Source organism: Streptomyces umbrinus (assembly GCF_030817415.1).
Classification (GTDB): Bacteria; Actinomycetota; Actinomycetes; order Streptomycetales; family Streptomycetaceae; genus Streptomyces; species Streptomyces umbrinus_A.
The window spans coordinates 2,072,299-2,089,900 of the sequence record NZ_JAUSZI010000002.1 but is presented as its reverse complement, the minus strand read 5'-3'; the positions used below and the strand labels follow the sequence as shown (position 1 = coordinate 2,089,900).

The window sequence follows — 17,602 nt, the reverse complement described above, 5'->3', positions numbered from 1 at the left end:
CCGCCGCGTGGGCGCGACCAGCCCCCACCGGCCCGCACCCTTCGACGACCCAGTAGTCCCCTCAGTTGCCCCGAGCGGACCCCTACCCCACGAACCGCCGGAGGTGCTCGGCCGTGAACGACCCCTCCGCGTCCAGAAGCTGCCCGGGCGTCCCCTCGAAGACGACCCGACCACCCTCCTTGCCGCCGTCGGGCCCCAGGTCGATGACCCAGTCGGCGTGGGCGACGACGTCGAGGTTGTGCTCGACGACAAGGACCGTGTTGCCCGCGTCGACCAGCCGATCGAGGAGCGCGAGCAGGCCGTCGACGTCCGACATGTGCAGGCCGGTCGTCGGTTCGTCGAGGACGTACACCGCCCCCGTCCGGTGGAGCCGCGTCGCGAGTTTGATGCGCTGCCGTTCCCCGCCGGAGAGAGTGGACAGCGGCTGACCGAGCGTCAGATACGTGAGGCCCACGTCCCGTAGAGCCCGCAGACGGCGGCGTACGCCCGAGTCCTCGAAGAAGTCCAGAGCCTGATCGGCCGTCATCTCCAGTACGTCGACGATGGAGTTGCCGCCCACGGTCAGCCGCAGTACCTCGTCCTTGAAGCGCCGCCCCTCGCAGTCGGGGCAGGTCGTGGTCACCGGGTCCATGAACGCGAGGTCGGTGCAGCTGACCCCGCGCCCCTGACAAGTCCCGCACGCCCCCTCGGAGTTGAAGCTGAACAGGCCCGGCTCCACGCCCGTCTCCCGCGCGAAGATCTTCCGTACGGTGTCCATGACGCCGAGGTACGTGGCGGGTGTCGACCGTGCCGAGATGCCGATGGACGACTGGTCGACGACCACGGCGTCCGGGTGCGCGGCCGTGAACTCCTTCGAGACGAGCGTGCTCTTTCCCGAACCGGCGACACCGGTCACCGCGGTCAGCACACCCGTGGGGAACTCCACCGTCACGTCCCGCAGGTTGTGCAGGCCGGCGCCCTTCACCCAGAGCCCGCCGGTGGCCGTCCGCGTCCGCCGCTTCACCTCGGTGCGGCGGCGCAGACAGCGGCCCGTCGGGGTGTCGGCCGAGGCCAGCTCACCGGGCGTCCCCTCGAAGACGACCCGTCCGCCGTCCGCCCCCGCCCCCGGTCCCATGTCGACGATGTGGTCGGCGAGCGCGATGACGTCCGGGTCGTGCTCGACGACCAGCACGGTGTTCCCCTTGTCCCGCAGCCGCAGCAGCAGGTCCCCGAGGCGTCCCACGTCACGCGGGTGCAGCCCGACGCTCGGCTCGTCGAAGATGTACGTCATCCCGGTCAGGCTCGACCCGAGGTGCCGCACCATCTTGAGTCGCTGCCCCTCCCCGCCGGACAGCGTCGAGGTCTCCCGGTCCAGGCTGAGATAGCCGAGCCCGATCGCCTCGATCCGCTCCAGCGAGGCCACGGCGGCGGCCGCGACCGGTGTGGCGACGGGGTCGTCGATGTCCTTCAGTACGGGGATCAGGTCGCTGATCTGCATCCGGGTGCAGTCGGCGATGGACAGGCCGGGCCGCCCGGCCGGCCCCGTGCCGATCCGGGTCGCGAGTGCCGCCTCGTTGAGCCGCGCGCCCCGGCACCCCGGGCAGGGCCCCTCCGCCATATAGCCCTGAACCTGGTCACGCGTCTTCTGGCTGAGCGCGGACAGGTCCCGCTTGAGATACAGCCGCTCGAAACGGTCGGCGAGCCCTTCGTAGTCGGTGTTCCAGGTGCCGCCCGAGCCGCTGATGGTGACCTTGCTGCCGGGGCGCCCGCGCAGCAGGAACTCCCGCTCGGCCGTGGTGAATTCACGTACGGGCCTGTGCGGATCCAGTTCGGTGGTGTTGGTGTACCCCTGCCCCTGCCAGGTCCCCGCGGCGAACGGCGGGAAGAGGATCGCGCCGTCCGCCAGGGACAGGTCCGGGTCCAGGATGCGGTCCCAGTCGGGCCGGACCGTACGCCCGAGCCCGTCGCACTCGGGGCACATGCCCGACGGATCGTTGAACGAGTACGCGGTGGCCGGACCCGCGCTCGGACTGCCGTGCCGCGAGAACAGCACCCGGATCACCGAGTACACGTCCGTCATCGTGCCCACCGTCGACCGGGAGTGGCCGCCGACCGGTTTCTGGTCGACGACGATCGCGGGCGAGAGGTCCTCGATGGCCTCCGCGTGCGGCCGCTCGTACTTCGGCAGCCGGTTGCGGACGAACCAGGTGAAGGTCTCGTTCAGCTGGCGCTGCGACTCGACCGCGATCGTGTCGAAGACGAGCGACGACTTCCCCGACCCCGACACCCCGGCGAAGACCGTGAGCCGGCCCTTCGGGATGCGCAGGGTCACGTCCTGGAGGTTGTTCTCACGGGCCCCGACCACCCCGATGAACGAGTGCGTACCGGAAACGGGCTGGTCAGGACCGGCGACGGGCGGATGCGTACCGGTGGTCAACTGGCTCATACCGCCGAAGCTAGCCGGGATACCCGACAGCTTCTGGCGTGATTTCCCTGAGTTCTCCTCCTTCCATCAGCAGCCAGCGGGTGATCCCGATCGACTCCAGGAACGGCACGTCGTGGCTGGCCACGATCAGCGCTCCCTCGTACGACTCCAGGGCCGTGGTGAGCTGCCGCACGCTCGCCATGTCGAGGTTGTTGGTCGGCTCGTCCAGCATCAGGACCTGTGGCGCGGGCTCGGCGAGCATCAGCGCGGCCAGTGCCGCCCGGAAGCGTTCGCCGCCGGAGAGCGTCGCCGCCCGCTGGTCGGCCCGCGCGCCCCGGAACAGGAAGCGGGCGAGGCGTGCCCGGACCCGGTTGTTGGTGGCGCCGGGCGAGAAGCGGGCCACGTTCTCGGCAACCGTCAGCTCGTCGTCGAGCACGTCGAGCCGCTGCGGCAGGAAACGCAGGGGCACATGTGCCTGTGCCTCTCCGGAGACCGGTTCCAGCTCCCCGGCGATCGTCCGCAGCAGAGTCGTCTTGCCCGACCCGTTGCGCCCGATCAGCGCGACCCGCTCGGGCCCGCGCAGATCGAAGTTGCCCACGCTCGCGCCGTACGCCAACTCCAGGTCCTGGAGCGTCAGTACGTTCCGGCCCGGCGGCACGGCCGTGTACGGCAGGTCGACGCGGATCTCGTCGTCGTCCCGCACGGCGTCCACGGCCTCGTCGAGCCGCTCCTTGGCCTCGGACAGTCTCTCCTCGTGCATGATCCGGTGCTTGCCGGCGGACTCCTGGGCGGCGCGTTTGCGGGCGCCCATCACGATCTTCGGCTCGCGCTTCTGCTCGAACATCTTCTGTCCGTACTTCTTGCGCCGGGCCAACTTGACCTGTGCCTCGGCCAGTTCACGCTTCTGCTTCTTCAGGTCGGACTCGGCGACGCGCACCATGCGCTCGGCCGCCTCCTGCTCGGTGGCGAGTGTCTCCTCGTACGCCGAGTAGTTGCCGCCGTACCACGTCACCTCACCCACCCGTCTCCCGCCACCACCCTCAACCGAGGCGCTGCGCGCCGCACCTTTCCCTCGGTGCAGGTCGGCGATCTGGTCGACCAGGTTCAGGAGTTCACGGTCGTGGCTGACCACGATCATGACTCCGGACCAGGCCTCGACGGCCGCGTACAGCCGCCGGCGCGCGTACAGGTCGAGGTTGTTGGTGGGCTCGTCGAGGAGGAGGACGTCGGGCCGGCGCAGCAGCAGCGCGGCCAGCCGCAGCAGGACCGACTCGCCGCCCGAGACCTCGCCGATGGTGCGGTCCAACTCGATGTGGCCGAGACCGAGTTCGCCGAGGGTGGCGACGGCTCGCTCCTCCACGTCCCAGTCGTCGCCCACGACATCGAAGTGCGCCTCGGACACGTCGCCCGCCTCGATGGCGTGCAGCGCGGCCCGCTTGTCGGCGATGTCCAGCGCCTCGTCGACCCGCAGACCGGTGTCCAGGGTGACGTTCTGCGGCAGATAACCGACCTCGCCCGCGACACGCACGGTGCCGTCGGCCGGGGTCAGTTGCCCGGCGATCAGCTTCAACAGGGTTGATTTTCCTGATCCGTTGACGCCGACGAGCCCGGTCCTGCCGGGTCCGAAGGCCACCTGTAGATCGTCGAAGACGGAGGTGCCGTCCGGCCAGGCGAAGGAGAGGGAGGTACAGGTGATGGAGGTGGGGAAGGTTGACATACGCGCCTCGCGGTACTTGATGCGGTCAGGGCAACGCGTATCGAGACACCGGGGCGGCGACGACGGCCGGGAGGACGGACAGAGGTCCTCAAGGCATCCTGGGAGGAAAGGGGAAGGCCCTGCTCCGGAGGACGGCTCGAATGCCGAGGTCGCACGCTGCGCACACACGGATACGTGTGTGACGAGGTGTCTCAGGACCTCAGACGAGCAACGTCCTTCTCCAATCGGCGACAACAGAATCGTCATACACCGTACGAAGGGCTCTCGCGGCTGTCAACGAATTAACGTGAGCCCTCACCTCGACCGCACCAAGGAGACCTCGTGCCCACCGGTTCCCTCTCGTTGCCCGCCCGGCTCTACCTGCTGGCCTGGGACACCACGAAGCTGAAGGTCACCGACGCCGCCCACCTTCCCCATCTCGTCCGGGCCGGTGCCCTCACCGAGCTGGCGCAGCGCGGGCTGCTCGCCGACGTGGACGGCATCGCGACGCCCACGGACCTCGACGCCCAGACCGGGGACCCCGTCCTGGACGGGCTCCTGGAACTCGTCGAGGAGTCCCGCCCGCACAGGTGGAAGACCTGGGTCGGCCTGCGGGCCCGCGTCACCCTGGACGCCGTACGGGCGCAGCTCGCCGCCGACGGGTACCTGCGCGCGGAGAAGACGCGGGTGCTCGGGGTGTTCCCGTCCGTGGAGTACGAGATCGACCGCGTCGCCGCCGTGGACGGGCTGCGCGCGGAGGCCCGGGAGGTACTGGAGGGGCCCGGGCCGGTGGAGGAGGTGCCCGAGCGGGACGCGGCACTCGTCGCCCTCGCCGCCGGGGCGGAGCTGCGCACCCTGCTGTCGGGCAAGGAGCAGCGGCAGTACAAGCAGCGGATCGAGGACCTGGTCGAACGCAGCGGGGCGACGACTCCCGCCTTGAAGAAGGCGGTCCAGGAGGTGCGTTCGGCGGTGGCCGTGATGGTGTCGACGACAGGGGTGCCCGGGAGCTGAGAGGACAGGAGGGGTGGCCGCGTGTCGCCCGGCGGCCGAGGTGGCGGGAGCGGCTCGTACCGGGGAGCCGACCGCTCGCGGGTAGGTGGTCGGTGGGAGCGCCGGTCCCGGCCGTGGGATCCGCCGGGGCGGCCCACGTACGTGTCGGATTCCTGCCGGCCACGCCGCCCGCCCCGGTGATTGGCTCGTCCGCATGACCGATCTCCGTGCACAGGCCCTGACCTTCCGCGAGCTGCACATCCCCGGCCGGCCCCTCGTCCTGGCCAACGCCTGGGACACCGTGAGCGCCCGTCTCGTCGAGGAGGCCGGCGCCCCCGCCGTCGCGACCACCAGCGCCGGCCTGTCCTGGGACCTGGGCGCCGCGGACGGCGACCGCCTCGACCGGGTCCGCGCCCTCGAAGCCGTCGGGCGGATCGCGGCCGCCGTCCGGGTGCCGGTGAGCGCCGACATCGAGACCGGCTACGCCGAGGACGCCCAGGGCGTCGGCGACACGGTCCGCGCGGTACTGGCGGCCGGCGCGGTGGGCGTGAACATCGAGGACGCCCTGTACGGGCCGGAGCAGGCGCGCAGGGGCGGTGAGCCGCTGCGGCTGGTCGCCGAGCAGGCCGAGAGGATCGCGGCCGCCCGGGAGGCCGCCGACTCGGCCGGGGTACCGCTGTTCGTCAACGCCCGCATCGACACATATCTGCGCGGAGCCGGAGACCTGGCCGCCACTCTGGAGCGCGCCGCCACCTTCCTCGCCGCAGGGGCCGACGGAATCTTCGTGCCCGGTCCCGTCGACCCGGCCACCGTCAAGGGCCTGGCCGAGGGCGTGGACGGCCCGCTCAACGTGATGGCCGGCCCGGGCGCCCTGTCCGTCGCCGAGCTGTCCTCACTCGGCGTCGCCCGGATCAGCGTCGGCTCGGGCATCGCGCAGGCCGCACACGCACTGGTCCGCCGTGCCGCGCGGGAGCTGCTCGACACGGGAACGTACGAGTCGCTGGCCGGCGGACTCGACTACGGCGAGCTCAACACCCTGCTGGGGAAGGGGCGCTGACCTCTCCGGAAAGGGTCAGCAGGCGTCCCGCAGGAGTTCGGCCAGCTGCTGGTCCAGGTCCTGGTGCAGATGCTCCAGACCGAAGGGCACGACCTGGGTCGTACTCTCCAGGAAGCGCCGCAGCTCGCCCGTGCGGACGTGGACCACGGCGGTGCCCTCCGGGGCGTGGAACTCCAGGACGATGCGGTCGTACCCGTACGGCCGCACACGGACGTCTCCGTGTCCCACCGGCTCCTCCAGGCCCGAGGCGAGCAGCTCGCGGGCGAAGGTCCAGATCACGTCCACACCTTCCAGCGTGGCCGGGGCCGGGAAGGACATGCGGACGGCGAAGGGGTCGTGCGGGTCGTAGCGGAGGGTTGCGGGAATGCTCGGCATCCGCGGAGCCGCGGCGACGAGACGGGCCTCTACGGGCTGCTCGATGACGGTGGACAACGCCTTGCTCCCTTGTGACGGCTGGACGAACGGTGGACGGATGAGCCGGGCACTTGTAGAGACGCTCGAAGCGGCCAATCCGTGCTCACCAAAGTGCATGAAATTCGAGTGACCTCCGTCACCGCCTTCAATCACGGAAGTGATCAAAGATTCCTGAAGTGACCGCCGATGCCTTCCGGGGCATCTGGACGCCACTGGGGGAGTGAGCTAGCTTCGCCCGCCATGAGGGGCTTGGGGAAGACGCGACGCACGAGACTTACGGGATTCACAGGGCGTACGGGATCCACGGGGCGGCTGGTGACCGCGGGAGTGTGTGGACTCGCGCTCGCCGCCACGCTCACGGCACCCGCGCAGGCGCACGGACCGGACCAGGGATCGGGCCGGACAGCGGGCCTCGGTTCGGTCGGCGGGTCCAGTGGCGGGAAGGCGCCGCACTGGGAGCTGAAGGACAGCGGCACGGACGTCCGCTTCCGCGGGCTCTCCGCCGTCAGCCGCAACACCGCCTGGCTGGCCGGGTCCAAGGGCACCGTGCTGCGCACCGCCGACGGCGGCAAGAACTGGCGGAACGTATCGCCGCCAGGCGCGGCCGAGTTGGAGTTCCGGGACATCGAGGCCTTCGACAGCCGGCGTGCCGTGGTGCTGGCCATCGGCGAGGGCGAGGCGTCCCGGGTCTTCCGGACCGAGGACGGCGGGGCGACCTGGACCGAGTCGTTCCGCAACACCGACGCCAAGGCCTTCTACGACTGCATCACCTTCTTCGACAGCCGCCACGGCCTGGCCATGAGCGACCCGGTGGACGGCAAGTTCCGCATCCTGTCGACCCGCGACGGCGGCCGCTCCTGGAAGGTGCTGCCGAGCGCCGGCATGCCCGCCGCCCAGACGGGCGAGGCGGGCTTCGCGGCCAGCGGGCAGTGCCTGGTCAGCTCGGGGCCGCGGGACGTGTGGCTGGCCACCGGCGGCGCGCCGCGCGGGCGCGTGCTGCACTCCTCCGACCGGGGCCTGACCTGGACGGCCACCGACACCCCGATCCCGGCGGGCGACCCGGCGCGAGGAGTCTTCGCCGTCGCCTTCCGCGACCGGACGCACGGCATCGCGGTCGGCGGCGACTACCGCGCCGACCAGGCCTCCCCACAGGCGGCCGCGACCAGCCGCGACGGCGGCCGCACCTGGACGACGGCCGGCACACCGCCGCCCGCCTACCGCTCGGGCGTCACCTGGCTCCCGCACAGCCGGACATCCGCCCTCGCGGTCGGCCCCACCGGCACCGACCTCACCACGGACGGCGGCCGCACCTGGCGCACCCTGGACACCGGTTCGTACGACACCGTGGACTGCACCCCCGACCGGGCCTGCTGGGCCTCCGGCGAGAAGGGCCGGGTGGCCCGCCTGGAGCGCTGACCGGGATCCCCCGGGCGAACGGGCGCGGCAAGTGACCGTGGGCCGCGGGGTCGTACGCTCGTCACATCATGACGACGACCGTACGCATCCCCGCGGGCTGGCCCGCCACCGAGGACCAGGCCCGGGCCGTACAGGACGAGTTGCGGGGGCGGGTGGTCCTCGACGAGCCCGGTCCGCCGCCGGGGACCGGCCGGGTGACCGGGGTCGACGTGGCGTACGACGACGAGCGCGATGTCGTCGTGGCCGCGGCCGTCGTGCTCGACGCGTCGACGCTCGATGTGGTCGCCGAGTCCACGGTCGTGGGGCAGGTGCCGTTCCCTTACGTCCCCGGGCTGCTGGCCTTCCGGGAGATCCCGGCCGTCCTGGCAGCACTCGAAGCACTGCCGTGCGCACCGGGCCTGGTCGTCTGCGACGGCTACGGCCTCGCCCACCCCCGCCGCTTCGGCCTGGCCAGCCACCTGGGCGTCCTCACCGGCCTGCCGACGATCGGGGTCGCCAAGAACCCGTTCACCTTCACGTACGAGGAGCCGGGCGCCCCGCGCGGATCGGCCTCCCCGCTGCTCGCGGGCGAGGAGGAGGTCGGCCGGGCACTGCGCACCCAGGCGGGCGTCAAGCCGGTGTTCGTCTCCGTCGGCCACCGGGTGACCCTCGACACCGCCTGCGCCCACACCCTCCACCTCGCGCCGCGCTTCCGCCAACCGGAGACGACCAGGCACGCGGACGCCCTGTGCCGACGGGCACTGAAGGCGACGGCCTCCTGAGACGGCTCCCTGAGCACGAGTACTCGGCACCGGCTTCTGAGTACGCCTTCTGAGTACCGGTTCTGAGTATCTGTACGGATGCCGGGCCCCCGCCATGATCGGCAGGCTGTGCCACATGACGACACACCGCGCCCCGAAGCCCGCCACCAGCCCCACCCAGCCCGTCGAGCGGGCCGTGATGGCCGGACTGCTCCTCGCCGTCCTCGCCGGAGTCGCCTGGATAGCCGGGATGATCTACACGGTCATGGGGTGGCCGCTCTGAGCAGTTCCTCGCGGCCGATGACGTCGGCCCCCGTGGCCGGCACCGTGCACGCGTAGGCCCCGGCGATCGCGCCGAAGAGCCCGCACCGCTCGGGCGGTTCGCCGCTCAGCCGGCCGAACAGATAGCCCGCCGCGAAGGCGTCCCCGGCCCCGTTCGAGTCCACGACCGGCGTGGTCGGCGTGACGGCCGGGATGCGGGTCAGCTCACCGTCCAGCAACTGGTACGCGCCCTCGGCCCCGGCGGTGGCGACGACCACCTCGGCCCGGCCCCTCTCGGCGATCCGCCGCATGGTCTGTTCCGGGTCCGCCAGCTCGGCCGCCGACAGGAACACGACGTCGGCCTCATACGCGAACGCCTCGTGATACGCCTGCCTACCGTCCCAGTTGTGCAGGTCGGTCGAGATGCTCACCCCCGCCTCGCGCAGCAGCGGGAGGGCGTACGCGCAGGGGTGCGTGATGGAGACATGGGCGTGCCGGCTCGTCGCGGCGAGGGCCCGTACGGTCTCCGGGGGCAGCCGATCCTCCTCCCGCGCGCGCGTACTGTCGTACAGCGAGAGCCGCCGCCCGTCCGGCCCGACGAGGTTCACCGCACGCTTGGTACCGGCCGGCTGCGGAACCTCCGTGAACGCGACACCCTGGTCGCGGTGCAACGCCCGGACGAGATCACCCGCGTGATCCTCACCGACCATGTCGAGATGGTGCGTCCGCAGCCCGAGCGCATGCACCCCGAGCGCCACGAAGTCCCCGGTCTGCCCGGCCCGCGTCTCGATCGCGGGCACCATGTGGCTGTCGGCGAAGGGCAACGGCAACTCGGGTACGTAGACGATGGTGTCGACCCCGGCACCGCCGAGAACGAGCACGTCGATCTCGCGACTCAAGGATGCTCCTTTGTCATGAGAAGGGTCTGAGGGCAGCGCGCCCCGTAAGGGGCGCGGGGAACTGCGCGACCAGCCACAACGAACCCGCACCAGTCATCCGGCACTTCCCGCGGAGCGATCGGCAGCCACCCGAAAACTGATCCCAGCTCCCCGCAGCCGCTCAATCAGCGATTCCCCCATGGCAACAGCAGTCGTCACCTGCCCAGACACCGAGGGAAGCTCGTCGAACGCAAGACACAACGCGGACTCGGCCAGCATCTTCGCCGTGTCCCCGTACCCGGGATCCCCACCAGAGACCTCGGTGAACACCCGCCGCCCACCCCCTTCACCGACGAACCGCACCGAGAACCAACTCGACGCCCGCTTCTCCTCGCTGGGCCCGTCACCGGGCTTGAGCCGGTCGGAGAGCCACCGCCGCACTGGCGGCACCTGCGCCGCCGCGATGACCGCCCCGGCCCCCGCCGCCCCGCCCAACGCGAACGGCAGTGTCTCGACGGCCGCGTAGTGCCGGTAACGGAAATCGGGCCCGTACCGCTCCAGCGCCCGCGCGGACCGCTGCACGATCTGCGCGTCGATGGTCGGCAGGGGCAACGCCCACGCCCCGACCTCCTTGGCGTACCGCGGAGCGCTCGGCGGCGCGTAAGCCCGCCGTCCCACCAGCCGGGGCTCGTGCCGCTTGCGGTCCCGCGCCGCGGCGAGCATGTGCCGCCCGCGCGACATCTGGTTGAGGGCGGAGGCGAAGGTGCCGCCCGAGAACATGCCCCCGGCGCGTACGAAACCGTCCACCGTCAGCGGCACCCCTTCGGGCAGCTGACGCACGGTGAAGTAGGCGCCCAGGTCGTGCGGGATCGAGTCGAAGCCGGCGGCGTGCACCAGCCGAGCGCCGGTCTCACGCGCGCGTGCGTCGTGCCGCACGTACATGAGGTCCACGAACTCGGCCTCTCCGCACAGGTCCAGGTAGTCGGTGCCTGCCTCCGCGCAGGCGGCGACCAGGTCCTCGCCGTACGTGAGGTAGGGCCCGACGGTCGTGGCCACCACGCGCGCGTGCTCCGCGAGTTCCCGCACGGACGCCGGATCGGCGACATCGGCCCGCAGCAGCGGCAGCTCCGCGCAGGCCGGGTCGATCGCTGCCAGGCGCTCCCTCAGCCGTTCCAGCTTCGTGGTGTCGCGCGCCGCGATCGCCCACCGCAGCCCTTTCGGAGCGTGCGCGGCGAGATACTCCGCCGTGAGAACTCCGACGAACCCCGTGGCCCCGAAGAGCACGATGTCGTACGCGCGCTCCGTCCTGTCCTGCCTGCTCATGGCACCTCTCAGCCGTCCAGCCCGCGCCGTTGTCGGTGGCTGAGGCTAGCGTGAGGTACGAGGAGCCGAACCAGGACCCCGTGCGAGGGGCCGAAAAGGACCGGAGGCAGCCGTGGCCCCGACGAAGACCGCCCTGAAGAAGTGGGAGAAAGTACGAGAGTTCGCCCTCGGACTGCCGGGCGCGGCCGAGGAGTTCCCCTGGGGCGAGAGCGTCGCGAAGGTCAACAAGAAGGTGTTCGTGTTCCTCGGTGTCGCCGACGGCAGCTATCCGCTGGGCGTCACCGTGAAGCTCAAGGACGAGGTTGCGCATGCCCACGCGCTGTCCTCACCGGGCGCGGAGCCCGCGGGATACGGCCTGGGCAAGGCCGGCTGGGTGAGGGTCCCGCTGGAGGAGAAGGGCGCCCCGGCCGCGGAGCTGCTGTGCGACTGGGTCGAGGAGAGCTACCGCACCATCGCCCCGAAGAGGCTCATAGCGGAGCTGGACGCGCGCTGAAGCTCCTGGTTGGCTTCCAGAATCTACTAAGCGCTTGCTCGCCAGGGCTTGTGCGGAGTGGAACGCGTTCTTAACATCGCTGATGTTACATCAGGTGTGTCACAGTGCTGGGGGCTTGATGGCAGCGGCAGGAACGGCAGGGCAGGGCCCGCTCGCCGGGGTGCGCGTGGTCGAGCTGGCGGGCATCGGGCCCGGCCCGTTCGCCGCCATGCTCCTGGCCGACCTGGGCGCGGACGTCGTGCGCGTGGACCGGCCGAACGGCGGGGGACTCGCGATCAAGCCCGCCTACGACATCACCAACCGCAACAAGCGCTCGGTGATCGTCGACCTGAAGGCACCCGACGGCGCGGACCGCGTCCTCGACCTGGTCGACCGCGCCGACGTCCTCATCGAGGGCTACCGTCCGGGCGTCGCCGAGCGCCTCGGAGTCGGCCCCGGGGCCTGTCACGCCCGCAATCCGAAGCTCGTCTACGGACGGATGACCGGCTGGGGCCAGGAGGGCCCGCTCGCCCCGCGCGCGGGCCACGACATCGCGTACATCGCGCTGACCGGCACCCTCGGAATGATCGGCGCTCCGGGCGAGCCCCCGGCCGTCCCCGCGAACCTCGTCGGGGACTACGCGGGCGGCTCGCTCTACCTGGTCGTCGGCGTCCTCGCCGCCCTCCACCACGCGCGCGCGACCGGCGCGGGACAGGTCGTGGACGCGGCGATCGTGGACGGCACGGCCCACCTCGCCTCGATGATCCACGGCATGCTCGCCGCCGGCGGCTGGCAGGACCGGCGGGGCGCCAACCTCCTCGACGGCGGCTGCCCGTACTACGGGACGTACGAGACGGCCGACGGCCAGTACATGGCGGTGGGTGCGCTGGAGGGCCAGTTCTACGAGGAGTTCGTGCGGCTGCTCGGCCTGGGGGAGTACGTCTCGGCGCGCAAGGACCTGTCCCGCTGGGGCGACCTCCGCGAGGCGGTCGCGGCCCGCTTCAGGACCCGTACGAGGGACGAGTGGACCGCGGTCTTCGAGGGCTCAGACGCCTGCGTGGCGCCGGTGCTGTCGCTGCGGGAGGCCCCGCACCATCCGCATCTCGCCGCCCGCGGCACGTTCACCGAGCACGGAGGCATCACCCAGCCCGCGCCCGCACCCCGCTTCTCCACCACCCCCACCGCCGTCCTCAGCGGGCCCGCGCTGCCGGGCGCGGACACCGCGGACGTGGCCCGCGACTGGGACGTACCGGACCTCCTGAAGGGCAGCGCCGAGCCGGCGGGCAACAGCGAACCGAAGGGCAGCGCCGAATGAAGCGGCATATCTTCGCGCCCGAGCACGAGGCGTTCCGCGAGACCGTCCGGACCTTCCTCGCCAAGGAGGTGCTGCCGCACTACGAGCAGTGGGAGAAGGACGGCATCGTCTCGCGGGACGCCTGGCTGGCCGCCGGAAGGCAGGGGCTGCTCGGGCTCGCCGTCCCGGAGGAGTACGGGGGCGGGGGCAACGCCGACTTCCGCTACAGCGCGGTACTCGCCGAGGAGTTCACGCGCGCGGGGGCCGCCGGGCTCGCGCTCGGGCTGCACAACGACATCATCGGGCCGTATCTGACGGGCCTCGCCACCGAGGAGCAGAAGCGGCGCTGGCTGCCTGGCTTCTGCGACGGCTCACTGATCACCGCCATCGCGATGACCGAGCCCGGCGCCGGGTCGGACCTCCAGGGCATCACGACACGCGCCGAGGACCGCGGTGACCACTGGCTGCTCAACGGCTCCAAGACCTTCATCTCGAACGGGATCCTGGCCGACCTGGTGGTCGTCGTCGCGAAGTCGACCCCCGAGGGAGGTGCGAAGGGCCTCTCGCTGCTGGTCGTCGAGCGCGGCATGGAGGGCTTCGAGCGCGGCCGCAACCTCGACAAGATCGGGCAGAAGGCCCAGGACACCGCCGAGTTGTTCTTCCACGACGTACGCGTCCCCAAGGAGAACCTCCTCGGGGAGCTCAATGGCGCCTTCGTGCACCTGATGACGAACCTCGCTCAGGAGCGGCTGAACATCGCGGTCGCCGGGATCGCCGCCGCCGAGTACCTGCTGGAGATCACCACGGAGTACGTCAAGGAGCGCGAGGCCTTCGGGTGGCCGCTGTCCCGGCTCCAGCACATCCGCTTCGAGATAGCCGAGATGGCCACCGAGTGCGCCGTCACCCGGACGTTCCTCGACCGCTGCATCGTCGATCACTCGAACGGGGAACTCGACGCCGTACACGCCTCGATGGCCAAGTGGTGGGCCACCGAACTACAGAAGCGCGTCGCGGACCGCTGTCTCCAACTGCACGGAGGCTACGGCTACATGACCGAGTACCGCGTCGCCAGGGCCTTCACCGACGGCCGCATCCAGACCATCTACGGCGGGACGACCGAGATCATGAAGGAGATCATCGGCCGCTCCCTCCTCGCCTGACCCTCCCGGCCCTTCCGGGCTCTCCTTGAAAGGCTCACGCGTGACCACCGAAGCGTACGTGTACGACGCGATCCGCACCCCGCGCGGCCGTGGCAAGGCGAACGGCGCCCTGCACGGCACCAAGCCCGTAGACCTGGTCGTCGGACTCATCCACGAGATCAGGGCCCGCTTCCCGGGGCTCGACCCGGCCGCCATCGACGACATCGTGCTCGGTGTCGTCGGACCCGTTGGCGACCAGGGCTCCGACATCGCCCGGATCTCCGCCATCGCCGCCGGACTGCCCGACACGGTGGCCGGAGTCCAGGAGAACCGCTTCTGTGCGTCGGGCCTGGAAGCCGTCAACCTCGCCGCGATGAAGGTCCGTTCGGGCTGGGAGGACCTCGTCCTCGCGGGCGGCGTCGAGTCGATGTCCCGGGTGCCGATGGCCTCCGACGGCGGCGCCTGGTTCGCCGACCCGATGACCAACATCGCCACCAACTTCGTACCGCAGGGCATCGGCGCCGATCTCATCGCCACCATCGAGGGCTTCTCGCGCCGCGACGTCGACGAGTATGCGGCGCTGTCCCAGGAGCGCGCCGCCGCGGCCTGGAAGGACGGCCGTTTCGAGAAGTCCGTCGTCCCCGTGAAGGACCGCAACGGACTCGTCGTCCTCGACCACGACGAGCACCTGCGCCCGGGCACCACCGCCGACTCGCTGGCCAAGCTCAAGGCGTCGTTCGCGGACATCGGCGATCTGGGCGGCTTCGACGCCGTGGCGCTGCAGAAGTACCACTGGGTGGAGAAGATCGACCACGTCCACCACGCCGGCAACTCCTCCGGCATCGTGGACGGCGCCTCGCTGGTCGCCGTCGGCTCGAAGGAGGTCGGCGAGCGGTACGGGATCACGCCGCGCGCGCGGATCGTCTCCGCGGCCGTCTCGGGCTCCGAGCCGACCATCATGCTGACCGGGCCCGCGCCCGCCACCCGCAAGGCGCTCGCCAAGGCCGGACTGACCATCGACGACATCGACCTCGTCGAGATCAACGAGGCCTTCGCCGCCGTCGTCCTGCGCTTCGTGAAGGACATGGGCCTGTCCCTGGACAAGGTCAACGTCAACGGCGGCGCGATCGCCCTCGGCCACCCGCTCGGTGCCACCGGCGCGATGATCCTCGGCACGCTCGTCGACGAACTGGAGCGCCAGGACAAGCGGTTCGGCCTCGCCACGCTCTGCGTCGGCGGCGGCATGGGCATCGCCACGATCGTCGAGCGCATCTGACTCCCCAGTGGACCAACGGACTTCTACGGAGAACCCCCTCATGACCGAGAGCACCACCATCCGCTGGGAACAGGACGAGACCGGCGTCGTCACCCTGGTCCTCGACGATCCCGACCAGTCCGCGAACACCATGAACCAGGCGTTCCGCGACTCGCTCGCCGCGATCACCGACCGTCTGGAGACGGCGGTCCAAACCGACCCCGACTCCATCCGCGGCATCGTCTTCACCTCCGCCAAGAAGACCTTCTTCGCGGGCGGCGACCTGCGCGACCTCATCCGGGTCACCCCCGAGACCGCCCAGCAGCTCCTCGACGGCGGCCTCGCCATCAAGCGCGACCTCCGCCGCATCGAGACGCTCGGCAAGCCCGTCGTCGCCGCCATGAACGGCGCGGCCCTGGGCGGCGGCTTCGAGATCGCGCTGGCCTGCCACCACCGCGTCGCCCTCGACGCGCCCGGCTCCAAGATCGGCTGCCCCGAGGTCACACTCGGCCTGCTCCCCGGAGGCGGCGGTGTCGTCAGGACCGTACGCCTCCTGGGCATCGCCGACGCGCTCCTGAAGGTGCTCCTCCAGGGCACCCAGTACAGCCCGCAGCGCGCTCTGGAGAACGGCCTCGTCCACGAAGTGGCGGCCACCCACGAGGAGATGCTCGCCAAGGCCCGCGCCTTCATCGACGCCAACCCCGAGTCGCGCCAGCCCTGGGACAAGCCCGGCTACCGCATCCCGGGCGGCACCCCGTCCAACCCGAAGTTCGCGGCCAACCTGCCCGCCTTCCCGGCCAACCTGCGCAAGCAGACGAACGGCGCGCCCTACCCGGCCCCGCGCAACATCCTCGCGGCCGCCGTCGAGGGCTCGCAGGTCGACTTCGAGACCGCGCAGGTCATCGAGGCGCGCTACTTCGTGGAGCTGGCCGCGGGCCAGACCTCCAAGAACATGATCCAGGCCTTCTTCTTCGACCTCCAGGCCGTCAACTCCGGAGCCAACCGGCCCAAGGGCATCGAGCCCCGCCCGGTCCGCAAGGTCGCGGTCCTGGGCGCCGGGATGATGGGCGCGGGCATCGCGTACTCCTGCGCCCGCGCGGGCATCGACGTCGTCCTCAAGGACCTGTCGGCCGAGGCGGCGGCGAAGGGCAAGGGCTACTCCGAGAAGCTCTGCGCCAAGGCCGTCTCCAGGGGCCGTACGACCCAGGAGAAGGCGGACGCGCTGCTCGCCCGCATCACCCCGACCGCCGACCCTCAGGACGTGGAGGGCTGCGACGCCGTCATCGAGGCCGTCTTCGAGGACTCCGCGCTCAAGCACAAGGTGTTCCAGGAGATCCAGCACATCGTCGAACCGGACGCGCTGCTCTGCTCCAACACCTCGACCCTGCCGATCACCGCGCTCGCCGAAGGCGTCGAGCGACAGGTCGACTTCGTCGGACTGCACTTCTTCTCGCCCGTCGACAAGATGCCGCTCGTCGAGATCATCAGGGGCGAACGCACCGGCGACGAGGCACTCGCCCGCGCCTTCGACCTCGTGCGACAGATCAGGAAGACCCCGATCGTCGTCAACGACTCGCGGGGCTTCTTCACCTCCCGCGTGATCGGGCACTTCATCAACGAGGGCGTGGCGATGGTCGGGGAGGGCATCGAGCCCGCCTCCGTCGAGCAGGCCGCCGCTCAGGCCGGCTACCCCGCCAAGGTCCTCTCCCTGATGGACGAGCTGACCCTCACCCTGCCGCGCAAGATCCGCGCCGAGTCGAAGCGGGCCGTCGAGGAGGCCGGCGGCACCTGGACGGAACACCCCGCGGACACGGTCATCGACCGCATGGTCGACGAGTTCGGCCGGCCCGGACGCAGCGGCGGCGCGGGCTTCTACGAGTACGGGGACGACGGCAAGCGGGCCGGGCTGTGGCCCGGACTGCGCGAGCACTTCACGCGCGCGGGAGCCGAGATTCCCTTCCGGGACATGCAGGAGCGCATGCTGTTCTCCGAGGCGCTGGACACCGTCCGGCTCCTGGAGGAGGGCGTCCTGACATCCGTCGCCGACGCCAACATCGGCTCGATCTTCGGGATCGGCTTCCCCGGCTGGACGGGCGGCGTCCTGCAGTACATCAACGGATACGAGGGCGGGCTGCCGGGCTTCGTGGCCCGCGCGCGTGAGCTCGCCGAGCGGTACGGGGAGCGGTTCACGCCTCCCGCGCTGCTCGTGGAGAAGGCGGAGAAGGGGGAGCGGTTCGGGGACGTGTGAGGGTTTGCCGCCGGG

15 protein-coding genes are annotated in these 17,602 nt (G+C 71.0%); 10 read left to right on the top strand and 5 right to left on the bottom strand.

Annotated elements, in window-relative coordinates; all coding sequences use genetic code 11:
- Positions 1 to 82 precede the first annotated feature (82 nt).
- Entirely contained in the window at positions 83 to 2,425 is a 2,343-nt protein-coding gene (locus QF035_RS09905; RefSeq protein WP_307519670.1) for an excinuclease ABC subunit UvrA, read from the bottom strand.
- A 10-nt stretch (positions 2,426 to 2,435) separates the two neighbouring features.
- The gene (locus QF035_RS09900) at positions 2,436 to 4,121 is read right to left on the bottom strand and encodes an ABC-F family ATP-binding cassette domain-containing protein (RefSeq protein ID WP_307519669.1); all 1,686 of its coding nucleotides are present in this window, start codon (positions 4,119 to 4,121) and stop codon (positions 2,436 to 2,438) included.
- 321 nt (positions 4,122 to 4,442) lie between these two features.
- Here QF035_RS09900 and QF035_RS09895 point away from each other — a divergent pair, with 321 nt between their 5' ends.
- Entirely contained in the window at positions 4,443 to 5,111 is a 669-nt protein-coding gene (locus QF035_RS09895) for a GOLPH3/VPS74 family protein (RefSeq protein WP_307519667.1), read from the top strand.
- A gap of 193 nt (positions 5,112 to 5,304) precedes the next feature.
- Positions 5,305 to 6,147: an isocitrate lyase/PEP mutase family protein gene (locus tag QF035_RS09890; protein ID WP_307519665.1), complete on the top strand. Its 843-nt coding sequence runs from the start codon at positions 5,305 to 5,307 to the stop codon at positions 6,145 to 6,147.
- Between the two features lie 15 nt (positions 6,148 to 6,162).
- Here the strand turns inward: QF035_RS09890 and QF035_RS09885 are convergent, their stop codons facing one another.
- Positions 6,163 to 6,579 carry an SsgA family sporulation/cell division regulator gene (locus QF035_RS09885; RefSeq protein WP_189839578.1) on the bottom strand — a complete coding sequence of 139 codons (417 nt, stop codon included), beginning with the start codon at positions 6,577 to 6,579 and terminating at the stop codon, positions 6,163 to 6,165.
- Between the two features lie 297 nt (positions 6,580 to 6,876).
- Between QF035_RS09885 and QF035_RS09880 the strand changes: the two genes are divergently transcribed.
- The 3 genes from QF035_RS09880 (at position 6,877) to mmpA (ending at position 9,000) form a co-directional block, all read left to right on the top strand.
- Positions 6,877 to 7,977, top strand: a complete 1,101-nt coding sequence (locus QF035_RS09880) for a WD40/YVTN/BNR-like repeat-containing protein (RefSeq protein WP_307519662.1) — start codon at positions 6,877 to 6,879, stop codon at positions 7,975 to 7,977.
- Positions 7,978 to 8,045: 68 nt separating this feature from the next.
- A complete protein-coding gene (locus QF035_RS09875) occupies positions 8,046 to 8,738 on the top strand; it encodes an endonuclease V (protein ID WP_307519660.1) in 693 nt (230 codons plus the stop codon).
- Positions 8,739 to 8,853: 115 nt separating this feature from the next.
- Complete coding sequence (gene mmpA / locus QF035_RS09870; protein ID WP_169801948.1) at positions 8,854 to 9,000, top strand: morphogenic membrane protein MmpA; 147 nt, start codon at positions 8,854 to 8,856, stop codon at positions 8,998 to 9,000.
- Here the strand turns inward: mmpA and QF035_RS09865 are convergent.
- Both QF035_RS09865 and QF035_RS09860 read right to left on the bottom strand, forming a co-directional pair.
- Positions 8,981 to 9,877 (bottom strand): adenosine kinase, encoded by an 897-nt coding sequence (locus QF035_RS09865; protein ID WP_307519659.1) that lies wholly within the window; start codon positions 9,875 to 9,877, stop codon positions 8,981 to 8,983. The genes mmpA and QF035_RS09865 overlap by 20 nt on opposite strands.
- Before the next feature lie 93 nt (positions 9,878 to 9,970).
- A complete protein-coding gene (locus QF035_RS09860; protein ID WP_307519657.1) occupies positions 9,971 to 11,179 on the bottom strand; it encodes a saccharopine dehydrogenase family protein in 1,209 nt (402 codons plus the stop codon).
- Between the two features lie 112 nt (positions 11,180 to 11,291).
- On the opposite strand from QF035_RS09860, the gene QF035_RS09855 reads away from it, so the two are divergent.
- From QF035_RS09855 to QF035_RS09835, 5 genes are all read left to right on the top strand, one after another.
- Positions 11,292 to 11,672, top strand: coding sequence for an MmcQ/YjbR family DNA-binding protein (locus QF035_RS09855; protein ID WP_307519656.1), 381 nt, complete (start codon positions 11,292 to 11,294; stop codon positions 11,670 to 11,672).
- A gap of 118 nt (positions 11,673 to 11,790) precedes the next feature.
- On the top strand, positions 11,791 to 12,966 hold the full coding sequence (locus tag QF035_RS09850; protein WP_307519654.1) for a CaiB/BaiF CoA transferase family protein: 1,176 nt from the start codon (positions 11,791 to 11,793) through the stop codon (positions 12,964 to 12,966).
- Positions 12,963 to 14,105, top strand: coding sequence for an acyl-CoA dehydrogenase family protein (locus QF035_RS09845; protein WP_307519653.1), 1,143 nt, complete (start codon positions 12,963 to 12,965; stop codon positions 14,103 to 14,105). Before QF035_RS09850 ends, QF035_RS09845 begins: the two co-directional genes overlap by 4 nt.
- A 40-nt stretch (positions 14,106 to 14,145) precedes the next feature.
- On the top strand, positions 14,146 to 15,360 hold the full coding sequence (locus QF035_RS09840) for an acetyl-CoA C-acetyltransferase (RefSeq protein ID WP_307519652.1): 1,215 nt from the start codon (positions 14,146 to 14,148) through the stop codon (positions 15,358 to 15,360).
- 40 nt (positions 15,361 to 15,400) lie between these two features.
- Positions 15,401 to 17,587, top strand: a complete 2,187-nt coding sequence (locus tag QF035_RS09835) for a 3-hydroxyacyl-CoA dehydrogenase NAD-binding domain-containing protein (RefSeq protein WP_307519651.1) — start codon at positions 15,401 to 15,403, stop codon at positions 17,585 to 17,587.
- Positions 17,588 to 17,602 lie beyond the last annotated feature (15 nt).